Raw genomic sequence first — 20150 nt, 5'->3', positions numbered from 1 at the left:
CGATGATTTCGCACTGAAATGATACCTTTGCGAGATGATTAGAAATCGAACGTTACCTAAACAAGCCCGCAAAATAATCTTGTGAAATAGAGGGTTATGGCTATTAATGTAAAGAAACGCAAAAAGCCGCGAGGATCGCTCCCCGCGGCGTTGTTTTACGCAATTAACAGTTGATGATTTGCCAGCAGCGTCGCCAGATCCGTCTGCACGCCGTTCAGCGTCACCAGGGTGGTTGGCGAGAACTGGCCGCCCGTCCCGTCGAGGTCAACCTGGATCTCGGTGTTGCTGCCGTTCTGCACCACGCGGATGTAGTCAGCAATGTTGCCCGCGCTACTGTCCAGCGTCGCCACGCCGTTCACGTAGCTCGCCGAGCCGGTGCCGGTATAGCCGCTGTCGGAAAGCAGGTCGCGCAGATCGATGCGGTCCGTGTCTGCCGTCCCTTCCCAGGTACCGACGGTAAAGCCGTTCACCACATCGCTACCGTTGCCGCCCGTCGCGTCAGACGCGTTGATCAGCTTATAGAGCAGCGTGTCCTGACCGCCGCTGCCGATGTTGAAGGTGTCGTTACCGCCGCGGCCTTCGAACTGGTTATCACCGCTGTTGCCGGTGATCACGTCGTCATGGTCGGAGCCGTTAATCCCTTCAATATTCAACAACCGTGTGGTACCGAACCCGGTGTCCTGCGCCGTAGAGAGGCGCAAATCAACAGTTATCCCAGAGGTGGCATTGCGGTAATCCACCACGTCCATGCCGCCGGTATTGCTCCAGGTGTCGTAGTCGGAATGGGTATTCCAGCCGCCGGAGCCGTTATAGGTATAGATCCCATCCTCTGCGATAAAGGTGTCGTTATACCCGGTTCCGGTAATGGTTCCGCTGTGGCCGCCGGTGGCCGCTTCGGCGGTGAGAACATAACCCTCTTTGCCGTTGCTCGCGTCCAGGCCGGTCCAGGTGACGTTATCCGACACGCCGTTGGTGATCTTCACGATCTCCGCCGAGTAGGTTTCGTTCGGATCCAGCCCGTAGAAACTTACCAGCGCAGAGGTATCATTCGAGCCAATGCCGGACTGGGCGTTGATGATCTGCGAGGCCACCAGTACGCCCGCGGCGTTGTACAGATTGACCGTGTTGCCGTAGTAGGCGTTGATGCCCTCGCTATCGACAATGTGCAGATGCATCGCGGTACCGTCAGCAATGGTTTTGCTGTTTTGCACCAGCACCACCTTGCCATTCTGCTGAGACACCAGCAGATCCTGCGCACCATCCCAGTTGTAGTCCACCGCGGCGACGCCGGTGACGTTAGCAAGCCCTGACGCCAGCTGGCTTGAAGTCCAGGTTGAGCCGTAGCCGTTGTTGGTGAACAAGGTTGCCGTCTGCGAGCCGCCGTAGGTGCTGAGCTTGATGATGTCCATCTGCCCATCGCCGTTCCAGTCCACCGCCACCGACAAATAGCCCGCCGTGGCGTTAGAGGCTTCCACCGCGCTCCTGGTGGTGGATAGCTGCCCGGTACCGTCGTTGTAGTAAATCACCCCGCCGTTGTTGTTGTAGCTGCTGCCCAGGTACAGGTCCATGTAGCCATCGCCGTTAAAGTCCGCCCACGTCATGGACGCCGCCGTGGTGGTATTCGAGGCGTTGGCCACAAACACGTTGGTCAGGTTCTGGCCAATGGAGAGCGTACCGTTCCCGTTGTTGTTTATCACGGTGAGCGAGTACGCCCCGCTGCGGTTGGTGTGCTGCACGATGTCCACGGTGCCGTCGTTGTTCAGGTCGACGCCGGAGATTTCACGTCCGGAATCGAACTGGCCGTAGAATCCACCTTCCCCGCCGGTGCCGTCCGGCGACAGAACGCCGTTGGTATTAACCAGGTAGGTCAGGGAGTCCATACCGGCATCTCCGTAGGCCAGATCCAGATAGCCATCCCCGGTTTTATCGTAGGCAATTACGCCGCCGTACCAGATGGTGGTCCCCATTGCCAGCTGGCTGGCGGTGTAACTGCTGCCATCGTAGGTCCACATCACCTGCGTAGAACCCGCGTAGGTGTTCTCAGTTGCGAAAATATCCTGGGTGCCGTTACGGTCAAAGTCGGCGGCGGTTTGACTCACCACGTAAGAGCCACGGGTGTTGCTCAGCGTATTGCCGGCATAGGTCGAGCTATCGCTGCTGGAGTAAGACTGGCCGTTAGCAATGATATTCCACAGGCCGCTGCTGTTCGTGCCGACGGTCATGGTCGAGTTATTCAGGTTACCCGCAGTGGTCGCCCAGTCGGTATTCACCGAGGTGGTATCGATCACCAGGCTGCCGGTTGCCGTACCAGTGGTGTTACCGTTGCCCGCGCTACTCTTCACCTGCGCGGTTACGTCGTAGTTCGCCACGCTCAGGGCATCGCTGTCCGGGATCTGCAGATACCAGGTATTGTGATCCGGGTCGACTACCACCGCGCCGCCGGTCTGGGAGGTGTAGGTTTTCCCGTTCACCGTCACCACCAGATATTCACCGTTTACCAGGTCTGCGGAGACCGTACCGCTGACAATCGGCGTGGTATCCGAGGTGGTCTGGGCAGTAATCGCCGCCGTGGTGGTCGGGATGCTGGTATCGACGTTCAGCACAAAGCCATCCGATTCCGTGTAGTTACCGGCTTTGTCGGTGACGCGCAGAATGTAAGTGTGATTCCCGTCGAGCAGGCCGTTGTCCTGATAGGACCAGCTTGCGCTGCCGTTCATTGTGACCTGACCCAGCAAGATCCCGTCCCGGTAAAGCTGCACGATTTCGCCGTCTTCCGGAGCACGGTTAAGCGTACCGTTGATCAGCGGTGAGGTATCGTCTGTCGCGACTGATGCGCCGTACGTGCCCGTACGTTCACCTTCCCCGTCGGTATAGCTGACCACCGTTCCCACCGTTTCAGGCGGCGTGGTATCAACCGTTACCACCTGCGAAGAGGTTGAGCCAACGTTGCCCGCCTGGTCGATGATCCGCACCTGCCAGGTGTAATCCCCGTCCGCCAGATCGCGGGTATCCGTATAGCTCCAGCGCTGGTTAGTGACGGCAGTGTCAATCCAGGTATTGCCGCCGTCGAGGCTGATCTGTACGCGCTCGTCGCTGGCCAGCGCGCTGCCCAACGAGCCGTTGATCGTCAGCGAGGTGTCCATGGTGATGAAATCACTCCCGGACTGCCCGGTATCTTCGCTGATGCTGTCAATGGTGATGCCGTACTGCGGCGCCTGGGTATCCACCGTCACGTCCTGCGTGGTGGTGGCCCCGACGTTGCCCGCCTGATCGACAACCCGCACTTGATAGCGGTAGTCGCCGTCGGCCAGGGTGCGCGCGTCGTTATAACTCCACCGGGTGCCGCTTACCGTGGCGTAAACCCAGGTAGTGCCGCCATCCATGCTCACCTGCACATACTCACCCGCCCCGAGTTCGGCCCCGAGCGTCCCGTTGAGCGTGTACGAGGTCGAACTGGTCAGGAAGTCGTTATTGTCGAAGCCGGTATCGACGGTGATGTTATCCACGGTCACCGTAATCGCCGCATCCGGCGCGACCGTATCGACCATCACCTGCTGATGAGCGCTGGCACCCACGTTGCCCGCCGCATCCACTACGCGAACGTAGTAGTCATAGGTCTGGTTACCCAGCGTGCGGCCGTCCACGTAGTACCAACTGTTGCCGGTGACGATCACGTTCTGCCAGCTGACTCCGCCGTCGATGCTAATCTGGGCATATTCGCCGTCGGCCAGCGTTGCGCCGAGCGAGCCGTGCAGCGTCAGGGAGGTATCATTGGTGATAAAGTCGCTGCTGCTCAGGCCGGTATCGTCGCTTATGCTGTCGATAGCGATCGTTTTGCTGGCGTCCGGCGCGACGGTATCAATGGTCACCACCTGGCTGGTGGTGGCGCTGATATTCCCCGCGTCGTCAATCACCCGCAGCTGGTAGTTGTAGTCTCCGTCGGCCAGCGTGCGGCCATCAACGTAGGTCCAGCTCAGACCGCTGACGCTCACGTCAGTCCAGGTCGCGCCACCGTCCAGGCTGATCTGCGCGTGGTCGCCGCTGCCCAGGGCCGCGCCGAGCGTCCCTTTCAGGCTAATCTGGTTGTCGCTGGTAATGAAGTCGCTGTCGGACAGGCCGGTATCCTGCGAGACGGAATCCACGGTAATGCTCGTCGCCGCAGGCTTAGTCAGATCGATTACCACGTCCTGGCTGTCCGTTGCCCCGACGTTGCCCGCGTTATCAATGACGCGCACCTGGTACGGGTACGTACCGTCCGTCAGGGTGCGGCCATCGGTGTAACGCCAGGTGGTGCCGGTCACGGTCAGGTCAATCCAGGTGACGCCGCCGTCGAGGCTGATCTGCGCCTTCTCGTTATTGCCGAGCTGCGCCGATAGCGAACCGTTCACCACCACCTGCTTATCGTTGGTGATGAAGTCACTCGCGCTCAGGCCGGTATCGTTTTGCAGGGAATCAATGCTGATCCCCATTGACGGTGCGGTGAGATCCACGGTGACGCTGTGGTTATCGCTGGCGCTGTTGCCGATGGCGTTGCTCACCTGCGCATTGATCACGTACGAACCGCCGTCCGCCAGCGCGGTCACGTCTGCGCTGCCGACCGTATAGCTCCAGGTGCCGTCATTTTGAACGGTAGCCGTGTAGGTTTTACCGTTCAGCGTAATGGTCACCGTCTGGCCCGCAGGCGCGTCGGTGGTGCCGCTGACAATTAGCGGCGTGCCGTGCTCGGCGGCGTTGACGATATCGTCCTGGGCAAAGGTGTTAATGACGATGGTCGGCACGTCGCCGTTCAGCGTCACGTCGTGTGTTGCGCTGCCCAGGTTACCCGCCTTATCGCTCACCGTAGCCGTAATGGTGTAATCCCCATCGCTCAGGCCGAGGAAGTCGCGGCCCGGCACGAAGACCGACCACGAACCGTCTGCTCCAACGGTCGCCTGATAGCTGTGCCCGTTGAAGGAGACGGTCACCGTCTGGCCCTGCTCCGCGGTGGTGGTCCCGCTAATAGTCTGCCCCGCCAGCTGCTCGGCGTTGTTGACGATATCGTCATCGGCCACGGTGCTGATGGTGACGGCTGGTGCGACGGTATCGACCGTTAAGGTATGGGTCGTCTGGCCGCTGTTACCGGCTTTATCGTTGACCACGGCGGTCACCGTCAGCGCACCCTGGTTCAGTGCGACCAGGTCTGCCGCCGGAACGTCCAGCGTCCAGGTGCCATCGCTGCCGACAAGCGCAGTGTAGGTTTTTCCGCCCAGCGTGACGGTCACCGTCTGGCCTGCTTCCGCGCTGGAAGAGCCGTGTACGGTGAGCGGCTGCTGGGCTTCCGCCGCATTCAGCACGTCGTCGCCCGACAACGTGTTCACGCTAATAACCGGCGCGGTGGTGTCCACGCTGATGGTATGCGTCGCCGAGGCGCTGTTCCCGGCGCTGTCCTGCGCCGAAACAGAAATCTGGTAGCTCGCGCCGTCGGCCAGAGCGCCCACGTCGGCGGCCGGAACGGTGGTCTGCCAGGCACCGTCGCTCTGAATGGTGGCCGTATAGCTCTTACCATTCAGGGTGATAGTGACCTGCGTACCGCTGGCGAACTGCGCACTGGAACCGTTGATAACCAGCGACGCGCCCGCTTCTGCCGCATTGATCACGTCATCACCGCTGAGGGTGTTGACGGTCAGCGCGACCGATGCGGTATTTACCACCACGTCATGGGTCTGAGTGCTGCTGTTGCCTGCGCTGTCGGTGATAGTCGCGCTGAGGGTTACGGTGCCGTCGGCCAGTGCGGAAATCACGCTGGCAGGAACGCCCACGCTCCATTTGCCACTGGCGTCAACGGTGGTGGTGTACTGATTCGAACCGATGGTGATAATTAGCTTATCGCCGACGCTGGCGCCGGTTGCGGTGCCGCTGACGATCTGCGCCTGCCCGTGCTCCACGCTGTTGATGACGTCATCGCCCGCCACAACGTTAAAGCTGACGGTCGGCGGTGTGGTATCAAGCGTAATCGCTTTACCCGCGCTGCCAGGGTTACCCGCGGCGTCACTCACGCTCACCTGCACGGTGTAGCCGTTATCCGCCAGGGCGGACAGGTCTGTGCCCGGCACGTTAACGCTCCAGACGCCGCCCTGCTGAACCTGCGCGGTGTAGCTGTTCCCGCCGAAGGTTACGGTTACCGTCTGACCGACTTCCGCCGTGGTGGTGCCGGAAATGGCCACGCCCGCAGCCGCTTCGCTGCCGTTGATCACGTTGTCGCCTGCGACCGTGTCAATCGTCACGGTTGGCGCGGTGGCATCTACACTGTATTCGCGGCCCGCCGAAGCGCTGTTGCCGTGCGCGTTGGTGATGCTCACCTGCACGCTGGCGTCGCCGTCTTTCAGACCCGCCAGATCCGAGGAAGGCACGCTCGCCGTCCAGTTGCCGTCGGCATCGACTTTGGCGGTGTAAGACTTGCCGCCAAAGGTGATGGTCACGGTCTGGTTCTCTTCCACATTGGATGTGCTGCCGGAAAGCACCAGATCCGCGCCTTTCTCCGCCGCATTAATCACGTCGTCGGTGGCGATGGCATCGATGCTGATTGCCACGGCTGCCAGATCGACGGTGACGTCGTGGCTGATGGAGACCGGATTGCCCGCCGCGCTCTGGCCCGCTACGGTGACGGTCATCGTGCCTGCGGCCAGAGCGCCCACGTCTGCCGCCGGGATCGCCGCGGTCCAGGAGCCGTCTGCCAGTACCGACGCGGCATAGGTCTTGCCATTCAGGGTCACGGTGAGCGTAGTGCCCGCCGCCAGCCCGTCGCTTGAGCCAGTGACGATAAGATTCTGACCATGCTCAATGCTGTTGATCACGTCATCGCCCGCCACGGTATCCACGCGCAGCCCCGGCAGGCTGGCGTCGATAGTGATATCGCGCTCGCCCGTTCCCGAATTGCCATGGTCATTAGTGACGGTCGCAGACACCGTTAAATCGCCGTTGCCCAGCGCCGTCAGAACCGACTCAGGCACGTTCACGGACCAGGTCAGATCGCTCTGCACCGTCGCGGTGTAGCTGTTGCCGCCGATGGTCACCGTCACGGTGTTGCCCGCCTCAGCGTTCGTTACCCTGCCGCTGAGGGTCTGCCCCGCAGCCACTTCCGCCGCGTTAATCACGTTGTCGCCCGCCACTGTGTTGATGGTGACGGTTGGCAGCGCGGTGTCGACAAGCAGGTTCGCGGTATTGCTCACGCTGTTGCCCACGCCGTTGGTGGCGGTCGCGCTCAGGGTGTAGTTGGCTTCGCCCAGGCTCGCCAGATCCGCCGCCGGAACGGTCAGGCTCCAGGTGCCGTCTGCCGCAGTTGTCGCCGTGTAGTTTTTGCCGTTCAGAATTACGGTCACCACGGTGCCTTCCGTCAGGTTGGCGCTGGTGCCGCTGACGCTCAGGTCCTGCCCTTTTTCAACGGCGTTCAGGACGTTGTCATCGCTGATGGCGTTGAAGCTGACCGACGGCAGACCAGTATCGACGGTCACATTATGCGTGCCGCTGCCGGTGTTGCCCGCCGCGTCGGTGACAGACGCAGTGACGGTCACGGTGCCGTCGCTGAGGCCTGAAATCACGCTGGCCGGGACGCCCACGCTCCAGTTACCCGCCGCGTCCAGCACGGTGGTGTAAGTCTGGCCGCCGATCGTGACGGTGACCTTATCGCCCGCTGCCGCGCCGGTGGCGGAGCCGCTGACGATCTGCGCCTGATTGTGTTCAGCCGCGTTAATCACATCGTCACCTGCAACGGTGTGGATGGTCACCCCAGGAACGGTCACATCCACCGTCAGAGTGTGATCAACCGATGCCGGGTTACCCGCCTTGTCGCTGACTGAGGCAGTGACCGTCACGCTGCCGTCGGTTAATCCTGCCAGATCCGCCGCCGGAACGTTCAGCGTCCAGCTGCCGTCCGCGCTCACGGTTGTGGTGTAATCTTTGCCGTTCAGCGACACGGTCAGCGTCTGGCCCGCTTCGGCGGTGCTGGTGCCGGAGATTGCCAGGTCAGACTGCGCTTCCGTGGCGTTGAGGATATCGTCTGTGGCAATCGTGTTGATGGTCACGGACGGCGCGGTAGCATCCACGCTGTACTCGTGGCCCGCAGACGCGCTGTTGCCGTTCACGTTGGTGACGCTCACCTGCACGCTGGCATCGCCGTCCTTCAGGCCAGCCAGATCCGCTGACGGCACGGTGTAAGTCCAGTTGCCGCTGTCGTCCACGGTGGTGGTGTAGATCCTGCCGTTCAGACTGATGGTCACGGTCTGCCCGGCTTCCACGTTGGTGGTCGCACCGGACAGCACCAGATCCGCGCCCTTCTCCGCCGCGTTAATCACGTCGTCGGTGGCAAGCGCATTGATGCTGATGGCAACGGTAGCCAGATCCACGGTCACATCGTGGCTGATGGTGATCGGGTTACCCGCCGCGCTGTCGCCGGTAACGCTGATTTTCACGGTGCCTTCCGGCCACGCGCTCACGTCGGTGGACGGGATCGCCGCGCGCCAGGTGCCGTCTGCCAGTACCGTTGCCGCGTAATCTTTACCGTTGACGGTAACCGTCAGCGCCGTGCCCGGCGCCAGCCCGTCGCTGGAGCCTGAAACAATCAGGTTCTGCGCGTGCTCAATGGTGTTGATCACGTCATCACCCGCCACGGTATTCACGCGCAGGCCCGGCAGGTTAGCGTCGATAGCGATCTCGCGCTCGCCGGTCCCGGTGTTGCCGTGGCCGTTGGTGACGGTTGCCGTCACGCTCAGGCTGCCGTTGCCGAGTGCGGTCAGCACGTCAGACGGCACGTTGACGGACCAGGACAGATTGTTCTGCACCGTTGCGGTGTAGCTGTGGCCGCCGATAGTCACCGTCACGGTGTTGCCCGCTTCGGCATTCGCCACGGTGCCGCTCAGGGTCTGACCTGCCGCCACTTCCGCCGCGTTAATCACGTTGTCGCCCGCCACGGTGTTGATGGTGACGGTTGGCAGCGCGGTGTCCACCAGCAGGTTCGCGGTGTTGCTCACGCTGTTGCCCACGCCGTTGGTGGCGGTCGCGTTCAGGGTGTAACTGGCCTGACCGAGACCGGCCAGATCCGCCGCCGGAACGGTCAGGCTCCAGGTACCGTCTGCAGCAGTTTTCGCCGTGTAGTTTTTACCGTTCAGAATTACGGTCACCACGGTGCCTTCCGCCAGGTTGGCGCTGGTGCCGCTGACGCTCAGGTCCTGGCCTTTTTCTACCGCGTTCAGGACGTTGTCATCGCTGATGGCGTTAAAGCTGACCGACGGCAGACCGGTATCGACGGTCACATTATGCGTGCCGCTGCCAGTGTTGCCCGCCGCGTCGGTGACAGACGCAGTGACGGTCACGGTGCCGTCGCTGAGGCCTGAAATCACATTTGCCGGAACGCCCACGCTCCAGTTACCCGCCGCGTCCAGCACGGTGGTGTAAGTCTGGCCGCCGATCGTGACGGTGACCTTATCGCCCGCCGCCGCGCCGGTGGCGGAACCGCTGATAATCTGTGCCTGCTTGTGTTCAGCCACGTTAATCACGTCGTCGCCTGCCACGGTGTGGATGGTCACAGTCGGAACGGTGACGTCCACCGTCAGGTTGTGGTCCACCGACGCCGGGTTACCCGCCTTGTCGCTGACTGAGGCAGTTACCGTCACGCTGCCGTCGGTTAATCCTGCCAGATCCGCCGCCGGAACGTTCAGCGTCCAGCTGCCGTTCGCGCTGACGGTTGTGGTGTAATCTTTGCCGTTCAGCGATACGGTAAGCGTCTGGCCCGCTTCGGCGGTGCTGGTGCCGGAGATTGCCAGGTCAGACTGCGCTTCCGTGGCGTTCAGGATATCGTCTGTGGCAATCGTGTTGATGGTCACGGACGGCGCGGTAGCATCCACGCTGTACTCGCGGCCCGCCGAGGCGCTGTTGCCGTTCACGTTGGTGACGCTTACCTGCACGCTGGCATCACCCTCTTTCAGACCGGTCAGATCCGAAGATGGCACCGTGGCGGTCCATTTACCCTCAGCGTCCACCGTGGTGGTGTAGTTCTTGCCGCCGAAGGCGATGGTGACGGTTTGATTTTCCTCCACGTTCGCAGTGGTGCCGGAGAGCACCAGATCTTCGCCCTTCTCGGCGGCGTTGATCACGTCATCGGAAGCGATGGCGTCAATGCTGATGGCGACGTTTGCCAGATCCACCGTTACATCATGGTTGATAGTCACCGGATTGCCCGCGCTGCTCTGCCCTTCAACGGTCACGGTGACCGTGCCTGCGGCAAGGGCACTCACGTCCGCAGAAGGGATCGCCGCACTCCAGGTGCCGTCTGCCAGCACGGTAGCCGCATAGGTTTTACCGTTTACGGTGACGGTCAGCGCCGTACCCGCCGTCAGGCCGTCGCTTGAACCCGTGATAATCAGATTCTGCCCGTGTTCGATGCTGTTAATCACGTCATCGCCCGCCACGGTATCCACGCGCAGGCCCGGCAGATTCGCGTCTATCACGATTTCGCGCTCGCCCGTTCCGCTATTGCCCACGCCGTTGGTGACACTGGCTGACACGGTTAAATCGCCGTTGCCCAGTGCGGTCAGCACCGACTCCGGCACGCTCACGGACCAGGTGAGATCGCTCTGCACCGTTGCGGTGTAGCTGTTGCCGCCAATGGTCACGGTCACGGTGTTGCCTGCTTCGGCATTCACCACCTTACCGCTGATGGTCTGGCCGGTTGCCAGCTCCGCCGCGTTGATCACGTCGTCGCCCGCCACGGTGTTGATGATGACGCCAGGCAGAACGGATTCCACGTTCACGGTGTGCGAGGTGCTGGTGCTGTTGCCGACGCTGTCCGTCGCGGAGGCCGACACGGTGTAAAGCGCTTCACCCAGTTGCCCCACCTCGCTCGCCGGAACGGTTGTAGTCCATTGGCCATTGGTAGCTACCGTGGCGCTGTACGCTTTGCCGTTGAGCATCACGGTCACCACCGCGCCCGCCGCCAGCCCGGAAGCCGTACCTGTGATGGTCAGATCCTGGGTTTTCTCGGTGTTGTTGATCACATCGTCACCGGACACGGTGTCAATGGTCAGCACCGGCGCGGTGAGGTTGACTTCAACCTCGTGCGTTGTGCTGTTGCTGTTTCCGGCTTTATCGGTCAGCGCCGCGGTGATGGTGTGATCCCCGGCAGTCAGAGCACTCACGTCCGCCGCAGGCACGCCCACGTTCCACTTGCCGGAAGCGTCCAGGGTCGCCGTGTAATCTTTGTTATTGATGGTGACGGTCACCACGTCACCCGCCGCCGCACCGGTCACGGAACCGGTGACAATCAGCGCCTGCGCATGCTCGGCGCTGTTGATCACGTCGTCGTCGGAAACGGCGTTAATGGTCAGCTGTGGCACCGTGGTATCCACCAGCACATCGCGATCCGTCGAGGCCGGGTTACCCGCTTTATCCTGGACGGCTGCCGTGATGGTGTAATCGCCGTCGGAAATCGCGCCGACATCCGCAGACGGTACGGTGACGCTCCAGCTGCCATTCGCCTGCACGGTGGTGGTGTAATTCTCGCCGTTCAGGGTCACGGTCACTGTCTGGCCCGCTTCCGCGTCAGAGACGCCGTTGATGACCAGATCCTGCTGCGCTTCGGCAGCATTGATGATGTTGTTGTCGCTGACGATTTCAATCGACACCGTCGGCGCGGTGGCATCCACGCTGTACTCGCGGCCCGCAGAGGCGCTGTTGCCGTTTACGTTGGTGACGCTGACCTGCACGCTGGTGTCGCCGTCTTTCAGTCCGCCCAAATCGGCAGACGGTACGGTCGCCGTCCAGTGGCCGCTGGCATCCACCGTCGCGCTATAGGTCTTACCGCCGAAAATGATAGTAACGGTCTGGTTTTCTTCCACGTTGGTGGTCGAGCCGGACAGCACCAGATCCGCACCCTTCTCGGCTGCGTTAATCACGTCGTCGGTAGCTACGGCGTCGATGCTGATGGCGACCGGCGCCAGATCCACCTTCACGTCATGGCTGATGGAAACCGGATTACCCGCCGCGCTCTGGCCGTCAACGGTCACGGTGACTGTACCTGCGCTCAGCGCGCCGACGTCAGCCGCCGGAATGGCTGCACTCCATGTCCCGTCCGCCAGCACGGTTGCCGCGTAGGTTTTGCCGTTGACGGTGACCGTCAGCGCCGATCCGCTCGCCAGCCCGTCGCTGGAGCCGGTGATAATCAGGTTTTGAGTATGCTCGATGCTGTTGATCACATCGTCGCCTGCCACGGTATCCACGCGCAGGCCCGGCAGGCTGGCATCAATCGTGATGTCGCGCTCGCCGGTGCCGGTGTTGCCGTGGCCGTTGGTCACGCTCGCTGTTACGGTGAGATCGCCGTTACCGATAGCGGTTAAGACGTCAGATGCCACGTTAACCGACCAGCTCAGATCGTCCTGAACCGTCGCGGTATAGGTGTTGCCCCCGATACCGATCGTGACAGTGTCACCGCTCGCCGCGCCGCTCACTTTCCCGCTCAGGGTTTGTCCGGAAGCCACTTCCGCTGCGTTAATCACGTCGTCGGTGGCAACTGCATTAATGGTGACCTGCGGCAGCGCGCTGTCGACCAGCACGCTATGGCTGGTGTTCGCGCTATTACCCGCGGTATCGGTCACGCTGGCCGTCACGCTGTAGCTCGCTTCGCCCAGTGCCGAGACGTTTGCCGCCGGAACGGTGACGCTCCAGTTACCGCTGGCATCGGTGGTGGCGGCGTAACTGATACCGTTCAGGGTTACGGTGATGCGGGTCCCGTCCGGCTGGTTGCTGGTGCCGGAGACCAGCAGATCCTGACCTTTCTCGGTCGCGTTGATCACGTCGTCAACCGCCAGGGTAGTGATGGCAATCACCGGCGCGGTCAGGGAGACGTCAAACGCGTGCGTCGTGCTGGTGCTGTTGCCCGCTTTATCGGTGAGCGTGGCGGAGATCGTCTGATCGCCGTTAGCAAGCGCGCCCACGTCCGTCGCCGGAACGCCAACGCTCCAGTTACCGGCACCGTCCAGCATGGCGGTGTAGTCTTTGCCGTTCAGGGTCAGGGTAATCACATCGCCCGCCTGCGCGCCCGTCACCTTGCCGGTGACAATCAGCGCCTGGCCGTGCTCGGCAATATTAACAATGTCGTCGCCCGCCACAATGTTGAAGGTAATCTGCGGCACGGTAGTGTCGACCAGCACGGACGCCCCCGCGCTGGCCGGGTTGCCCGCTTTATCGGACACGGTCGCCGTGACCGCCGCGCTACCGTCTGCGATCCCCGCCAGATCCGCCGCCGGTACATCCAGCGTCCAGCTGCCGTTTGCCTGCACCTGGGCGGTGTACTGATTGCCGTTGAAGGTCACGGTGACCGTCTGACCTGCTTCGGCAGTAGACGTCCCGCTCAGGGTCAGATCCTGCGCCGCCTCTGCCGCATTTAGCATGTTGTCGCCGCTGATGGTGTTGATGGTGACCGCTGGCGCGGCGGTATCGACGCTGAATGCCTGCGAGGAAGAGGCCGCGTTGCCGTTCATGTTGGTTACGCTAACCTGTACACTGGCGTCGCCATCCTTCAGGCCGCTCAGTTCGGCAGCCGGTACGGTGCAGGTCCAGTCGCCGTTGGCATCGACCATCGTGGCCCAGGTTTTACCCGCAAAGATAATGGTAACGGTCTGGCCCGCTTCAACGTTCGAGGAGGAGCCGGACAGCACTAGATCCTGGCCTTTTTCTGCCGCGTTCAGCACGTTGTCATCCGTCACGCTGTTGATGCTTATCGCCACCGGGGCGAGATCGACATCCACCACGGTACCGATGTTCACCGGGTTGCCGGAGGTATCCTGCGCGCTGGCGCTGATGGTGAGCGACCCGTCCTCCCACCGGGAGACGTCCGCGGCCGGAACCGCAGCCTGCCAGGTGCCGTCCGCCAGTACCGAGGCGGAATAACTTTTGCCGTTGATGCTCACGGTGACGGTGCTACCCGCCGCCAGGTCGGTGCTGGTGCCGGAGATAACCAGGTTCTGCGCGTGTTCAATAACGTTAATGACGTCGTCACCGGCGACGGTATCAATGCGCAGGCCGGGCAACTGGGCGTCAATGGTGACATCCAGGGAAGACGATCCGGTATTACCGTGCGCGTTCGTCACGCTGGCCGAGACGGTCAGGTCGCCGTTGCCGAGCGCGGTTAACTGACTCTGGGTTAACGGCAGGCTCCAGGTGAGATCGTCCTGTACGGTAGCCGTGTATGTCTGCCCGCCGATGATAATGGTGACGGTATCGCCCGATGCCGCGTTCGATACTTTCCCGGTCAGGGTTTGCCCTGCGGCCACTTCCGCCGCGTTAACGATATTGTCGCCCGCGACGTTGTTGAGGGTAACAACCGGCAGCGAGCTGTCCACCAGCACATCGTGCGTGGCAGAGGCGCTGTTGCCCACATTATCGGTGACGCTCGCCGTCACGGTGTAATTGGCTTCACCCAGCGCGCTCACCGCAGAGGCGGGTACGGTAACGCTCCAGTTGCCGCTGGAGTCGGTGGTGGCTGCATAGTTGATACCGTTCAGATTAACGGTGATGGTGGTTCCTTCCGGCTGGTTGCTGGTACCGGAAAGCAGCAGATCTTCGCCCTTCTCTGCCGCATTGATCACGTCATCCGCTGCCAGCGTATTAATACCGATTACAGGCGTGACTGTATTGACCACCACATCCACTGAACTGCTGCCGGTGTTGCCGGACCGATCGGTCACGGAGACGTTAATGGTCCAGGTGCCGTCCGTCAGCCCCTGAACGACGGACGCAGGCAGGCCGAGGCTCCAGTTGCCCGCCGCATCCACCACGGTGGTGTAGTCCACGTTATTGATGGTGATGATGACCAAATCACCCGCCGCCGCGCCGGTGACGGAGCCGCTCAGGATCTGCGCCTGTGAATGGGCCAGCTGGTTAACGGTGTTGGTGTCGGTGACGAAATCGTTGATGGTCACCTGCGGCACGGTGGCATCCACCAGCCCAACGCGGTCCGCGCTGCTGCTGTTGCCCGCCACGTCACTGACGGTGGCCGTGACGGTGACATTGCCATCGGTCAGCGCGCCAACGTCGGCGGCAGGCACGTTCAACTGCCAGCGACCGTCCGCCTGGACCGTGGTCTGGTAAGATTTACCGTTCAGCGTCACGGTGACCGTCTGGCCCGCTTCAGCGGTTGTGCTGCCGCTGAGCACCAGATCCTGCTGCGCTTCTGCCGCATTAATGATGTTGTCGTCGGTCAGGTTATCAAGCGTAATAGCTGGCGGCTGTGTATCGACAATCACCACGCGTGAGGCGTCCGCGCTGTTGCCGTTGACGTTAGTCACGCTGACGCTCACCTGCGCCCGCCCGTCGATCAGCGTTTCCATCGCGCTCGCCGGAACGGTCAGGCGCCAGGAGCCGTCCTGCTGCACCTGTGCGGTAAAGGTTTGATCCGCGAATTTCACCACCACGGTTTGCCCGGCCTCTACGCCCTGCGTCTGACCGGAAAGCGTGACATCCGCGCCTTTTTCCGCCGCGTTGAGCATATCGTCAGTGGTTACGGTATCGATGGTGACGGCCACCGCGTTCAGGTCAAGCTCGATCGGGTGTTCAGCCGCCACGGTGTTGCCCCAGGCATCTTCCGCACTGACGCTGACGGTCATGCCTCCCGCCGTCCATGCCTGAAGGTCCGCCGACGGCACGCCAATCTGCCAGCTGCCGCTGGCGTTAACCGTGGTGACGTATTCAACATTATTGATGGTGACGGTGATCTGTGTGCCTTCGGCCAGATGAGTGCTGGAGCCGGTCACGGCCAGATCCTGCTGCTGCTCGATGGCGTTAATCACGTCATCGCCAGAGATCGTGTTCACGCGCAGGCCCGGCAGTTCGGCGTTGATGTTGATATCACGTTCGCCGGTGCCGGTGTTGCCGTGCGCATTCGTGACAGAGGCGCTGAAGGTTAACTCGCCGTCGCCAAACGCCTGAAGGTCGGCCGATGGGATGGTCACGCTCCATTTCAGGTCGCTGCCAACCGTCGCGGTGTAGCTCTTGCCGCCCACGGTGACAGAGACGGTATCGCCCGCCGCCGCGCCGGTGACGCGTCCGCTGAGGGTTTGGTCAACCGCCGCTTCGGCGTTATTGACCATGTTATCCCCGGCAAAGGTGTTGAGGATCACCTGCGGCAGCGCGGTATCGACCAGCAGATTCGCCTCGGCGGAGCCGCTGTTACCCACGCTGTCGGTGCCGCTGACGCTCACGGTGTAAAGGGTATTCGCCAGATCCAGCACGTCGGAAACCGGCACCTGAACGGACCAGCTACCGTTCTCAACGGTGGCCTGATAGTTAACGTTGTTCAACGTCACGGTGACAGCGCTGCCGTTCGGCAGATTACTGGTCCCGCTCAGGCTCAGGGGCTGCATGGCCTCCTGCGCATTCAGGACGTTATCCTGGCTGATGGGGTCAAGGGTAAATTCCGGCGGGTTGCCGCTGAGCGTAATGCCGTGCGTCGCGCTGCTGGTGTTGCCCGCCGCATCGGTAACGGAGACCGAAATGCTGTGGCTACCTTCACCCAGCGCGCCAATGACAGAGGCTGGCACGCCGACGCTCCAGCTGCCGTCCGCCTGGACGACACCGGTAAAGTTCTTGCCGCCAACGGTCACGGTGACAACGTCGCCCGCCGCCGCGCCGTTCGCCTGGCCGGAAATAATCTGAGCCTGCCCCTGCTCGCTGGTGTTCAGAATGTCGTCGCCCGCGACAGTGTTGATAGTGACCACTGGCGCTGCGGTATCGACCGTGAAATCGGCGGTGGTGGAGGCCCCGTTACCCGCTTTGTCGCTGACGTTTGCCGTCAGGGTGTGCTCGCCGTTAGCCATCGCCTGTACTTCACTGGCCGAAAGCGTAACGGACCAGGTGCCGTCGCTGCCCACGGTCGCCGTGTGATTTTTGCCGTTCAGCGTGACCGTCACAATCTGGCCCGCTTCCGCATCGGTTTTTCCGGTCAGCGTCAGCGGCTGATTATGTTCAGCCGCGTTGATGATGTTGTCCTGGGCGATCGTGTCGACAGAAATCGCTGGCGCAGCGGTATCGACGCCAATCGTCTGGCTGCCGGTCACGGTGTTGCCCGCCGCGTCTTTGCCGCTGACGTTGACCGTCCAGGTACCATCGCCCAGCGCCTGCGCGTCAGCAGCAGGCACCTTCACGCTCCATGCGCCGTTTGCCCCCACTTCTGCGGAATAGGTTTTACCGTTCAGCGTGACGGTAAGCGCCGTTCCCTGCGCCAGGTTTTTGCTGGTGCCGGACAGCGTAAAGCCAGCGGCCTGCTCGCTGGCGTTGATCACGTTATCGCCCGCCGTGGTGGCGAGCGTCACGCTGGTATCCGCTGTAGAAACGGTTACGGTAATACTGCCCGCAGAGGTCGTTTTACTGCCGTCGATCTGGACGACGGACCAGGTATGTTCCCCGTCCGCCTGGGTCGGAAGTGTTACCGTCCAGGTGCCGTCCTTTGCGACCATGGTGCTGGCGATGGTGCTGCCGCTGCTGTCTTTAACCTGAATGGTCGCGCCCGGCTGCCCGGTACCGCTGAAGGTTGGGGTGTTATCATCCGTGACCTCTTTTGCACTCAGCACCCCCTGCTTGTCACCCGCGTTATCCGTCAGCAAAAATGTTGGCGTGGCGCTTTCGACTTCTTTCGTATTATCAATAACTTTTGTTTTGGTTTCGCCGTCACCGCCGTGAGCCAGCAGTGCGCCAATCGCACCGCCTCCCAACGCCGCTCCGGCAATCCAGCCCCACGGCGCATCGCTTAAGACGCTTCCCTGCTCCAGAAAAGGTTCAATGCTGCTAATGGGTGCAGCCTGGGCGGTTAATTCGGTGGCGGCAACGCCTGATGCTTCCCCGGCATCGGCAAATGAAATATGCGTCAACTCCTGGTTATCGTTAAATACCAGTTCGGAATGATTATGGGTTTCCGTGTCTTCGACAAAATAATTATTGCAGCGGATCACGCTGCCATCTTTCATATAAATGAGGAGGTCATTCCCCTGGCGGACATAACGCACCACGTCCTGAGCAGAACCCTGAATTTCAATCACGCTCGGCGATGAAATAGAGACCGAGAGATTCCCTTCACCGGTTAATTTCGTTTTTTCTGCCGTTTTTCGAATGATAACATCAACAACTTTTGCGTTACTCATATTCTTCTCCTTGCAGGTGCGCGTATTCCTGTGGTTATGTCCACCAGAGGGATGTAACTATCCCTGGGAAAAACCACCCATTATTGTCTGACTTATTTCGCGCAGAAAGGCGCGCCTTTTTTAACTCAAATCAGGTAATTTCGCGGCAGCGTTTTTCTCTATTCCGATAAGCGGCATGAGATTATCCACCGCGGAGGCGTAATTAATCGCCGCGCTCCAGCCATCGTATTCAGCCATTATTTTCGCTGAGGTGGCAGACCAGACATCCTGCTCCACGCTGAGCAGATCGTTAATGCTGCGCTTGCTCAGGGTATATTCATTTTTGTAGACGTCGCGGGCGCGCAACGCATTTTCCAGCTGACGTTTTCCGGCCTCCATTCGTCCTCGCGCCCCGGTCCAGTCGGCCTGTGCGACGGAGGCCTTTTGCAGGACATCAAAACGGGCCTGATCAACCTGAGACGATGCCATTGCCCTTGCGCCCTCGGCCTGACGGACGCGCGCCGAGACCGCGCCGCCCTGATAAAGCGGTGCATCAATATTGAGCTGGATCTGATCATCCCAGTACGCGCGATTATCAGACTCGTACCGGGTGCGGCCCCCTTTCAGGCTTAAGGTTGGCCAGTGCTGTGACTTCGCGGTTTCTACTCCGTACTGGGCTGATCGCTCCATGTTCTGCGCGGCCATCACCGTTGGGATCAGTGAATAATCAATCCGATTGAGAGAATCCGGCTCCACGGCCAGACCTCCCGGAACCGGTGAATAGCGTTCAGTCTGTATGCCAGTCAATACCGCCAGCCGCGCGCGGGCGCTGTTCAGGGACGCATTGTACTGCTCTACCGTCGCCTGCATTCCGGCAATACGGGTGCGGGTCTGAAGCTCATCAGAGGTGGAGCTTACGCCTGCATCGGCGCGGAGTTTTGCCAGCTGCTCAACGTTTTTAAGCGCCTGCACGTTCTCTGTTGCCGCCTGTAGCAGATCGCTGTAGCGTTTCACTTCCACATAGCTGAGGGCCGTTTTTTCCGCGACGGCAGACATCGTGCTCATCAGCTGGTAGCGATAGCTGTCACGCTGAGCTGAAGACTGGCTGATGCTGTTATTGGTCTTGCCAAAATCGTACACAAGCTGCGTCAGGCTCAGCCCCCAGGCTGCGGAATTTCGCAACGAGCCGCTCGAATCGGTGGTCTGGCTGTGACCCGTACTCCCGTTCAGGGCTATTTGTGGCATCCAGCCACTACGCGCTTCGTCTATTTGTGCCTGGCCAATCCCCAGCTGTGCAGCCTGCTGACTCACCGACGGGTCGCGGTCAAGAGCGAAAAGAATACTTTCTTTCATCGTCATTGCCGCAACGGGAGATATCCCTACCAGACCGTTAGTTGCATGAGCCGCAGTCACCACCAGTGAAATTAAGGTCAGGGAAGCAGATAATCTGAGCATCCTGTTATTGCATTTCATCTTTATAATACCCCCGGACTTCAGGTGATGGCTAAATAATTACCAGGAAGAGGTACAAATAATTCACCCTATTTGCCCCACTCCTGTTTGATAAATTCCGCCAATAGTCGCCCACACCCATTTCAATTGAGATGAGAGCCGTACAATCTCTTTTTTTCTTTTAAGAATTTACTTAAATATTTATTGATTCGCAGCATAACAAAATGTGATATGAGCGACCACATCCGTAATGTTAATGTGGTGTTACAAATAAGAAAAAAGATGGGGTTTCTGGACAAATGGCTATTAGATGCGTTTACGCTGAAACATATAAACCCTCTGTAATTTAAGGAAAATTCTGAAAGACCTTGATGTACATTTTTGCGTTTATTTCATCTCGAATCAGACACAAAGATTTTCAAAGAACTGTCAATTTAAGTCATTCGCTGATTAATATTAAATTATTTTACTTTAAAAAGAATATCTAATAGATATAAGCACCAATTTATATTTATAATCTGGTTTTATATTCTTATTCGAACTCCTTATTCGGCAGCT

Annotated in this window: 2 protein-coding genes and 2 pseudogenes; all 4 read right to left on the bottom strand. The window is 60.4% G+C overall.

Annotated features, from left to right (window positions below; genetic code table 11):
• Nucleotides 1-155: 155 nt before the first annotated feature.
• Nucleotides 156-16820: an Ig-like domain-containing protein gene (locus tag ACQG1K_RS10700; protein WP_426760339.1), complete on the bottom strand. Its 16665-nt coding sequence runs from the start codon at nt 16818-16820 to the stop codon at nt 156-158.
• Nucleotides 16812-17735: pseudogene (locus tag ACQG1K_RS10695) on the bottom strand (Ig-like domain-containing protein); the annotation flags it as partial. The pseudogene ACQG1K_RS10695 and the gene ACQG1K_RS10700, both read right to left, overlap by 9 nt.
• 81 nt (nt 17736-17816) lie before the next feature.
• Nucleotides 17817-18161 (bottom strand): annotated as a pseudogene (locus ACQG1K_RS10690) (BapA/Bap/LapF family prefix-like domain-containing protein); the annotation flags it as partial.
• Nucleotides 18162-18281: 120 nt separating this feature from the next.
• Nucleotides 18282-19595 (bottom strand): TolC family outer membrane protein, encoded by a 1314-nt coding sequence (locus ACQG1K_RS10685; protein WP_237766869.1) that lies wholly within the window; start codon nt 19593-19595, stop codon nt 18282-18284.
• Between the last annotated feature and the right edge of the window lie 555 nt (nt 19596-20150).

Origin of the sequence: Enterobacter cloacae complex sp. 402C9 (assembly GCF_050030745.1) — a bacterium.
GTDB lineage: Bacteria > Pseudomonadota > Gammaproteobacteria > Enterobacterales > Enterobacteriaceae > Enterobacter > Enterobacter intestinihominis.
Note: the sequence above shows the minus strand (reverse complement) of the source record. Positions and strands in the feature narration are given on the sequence as shown.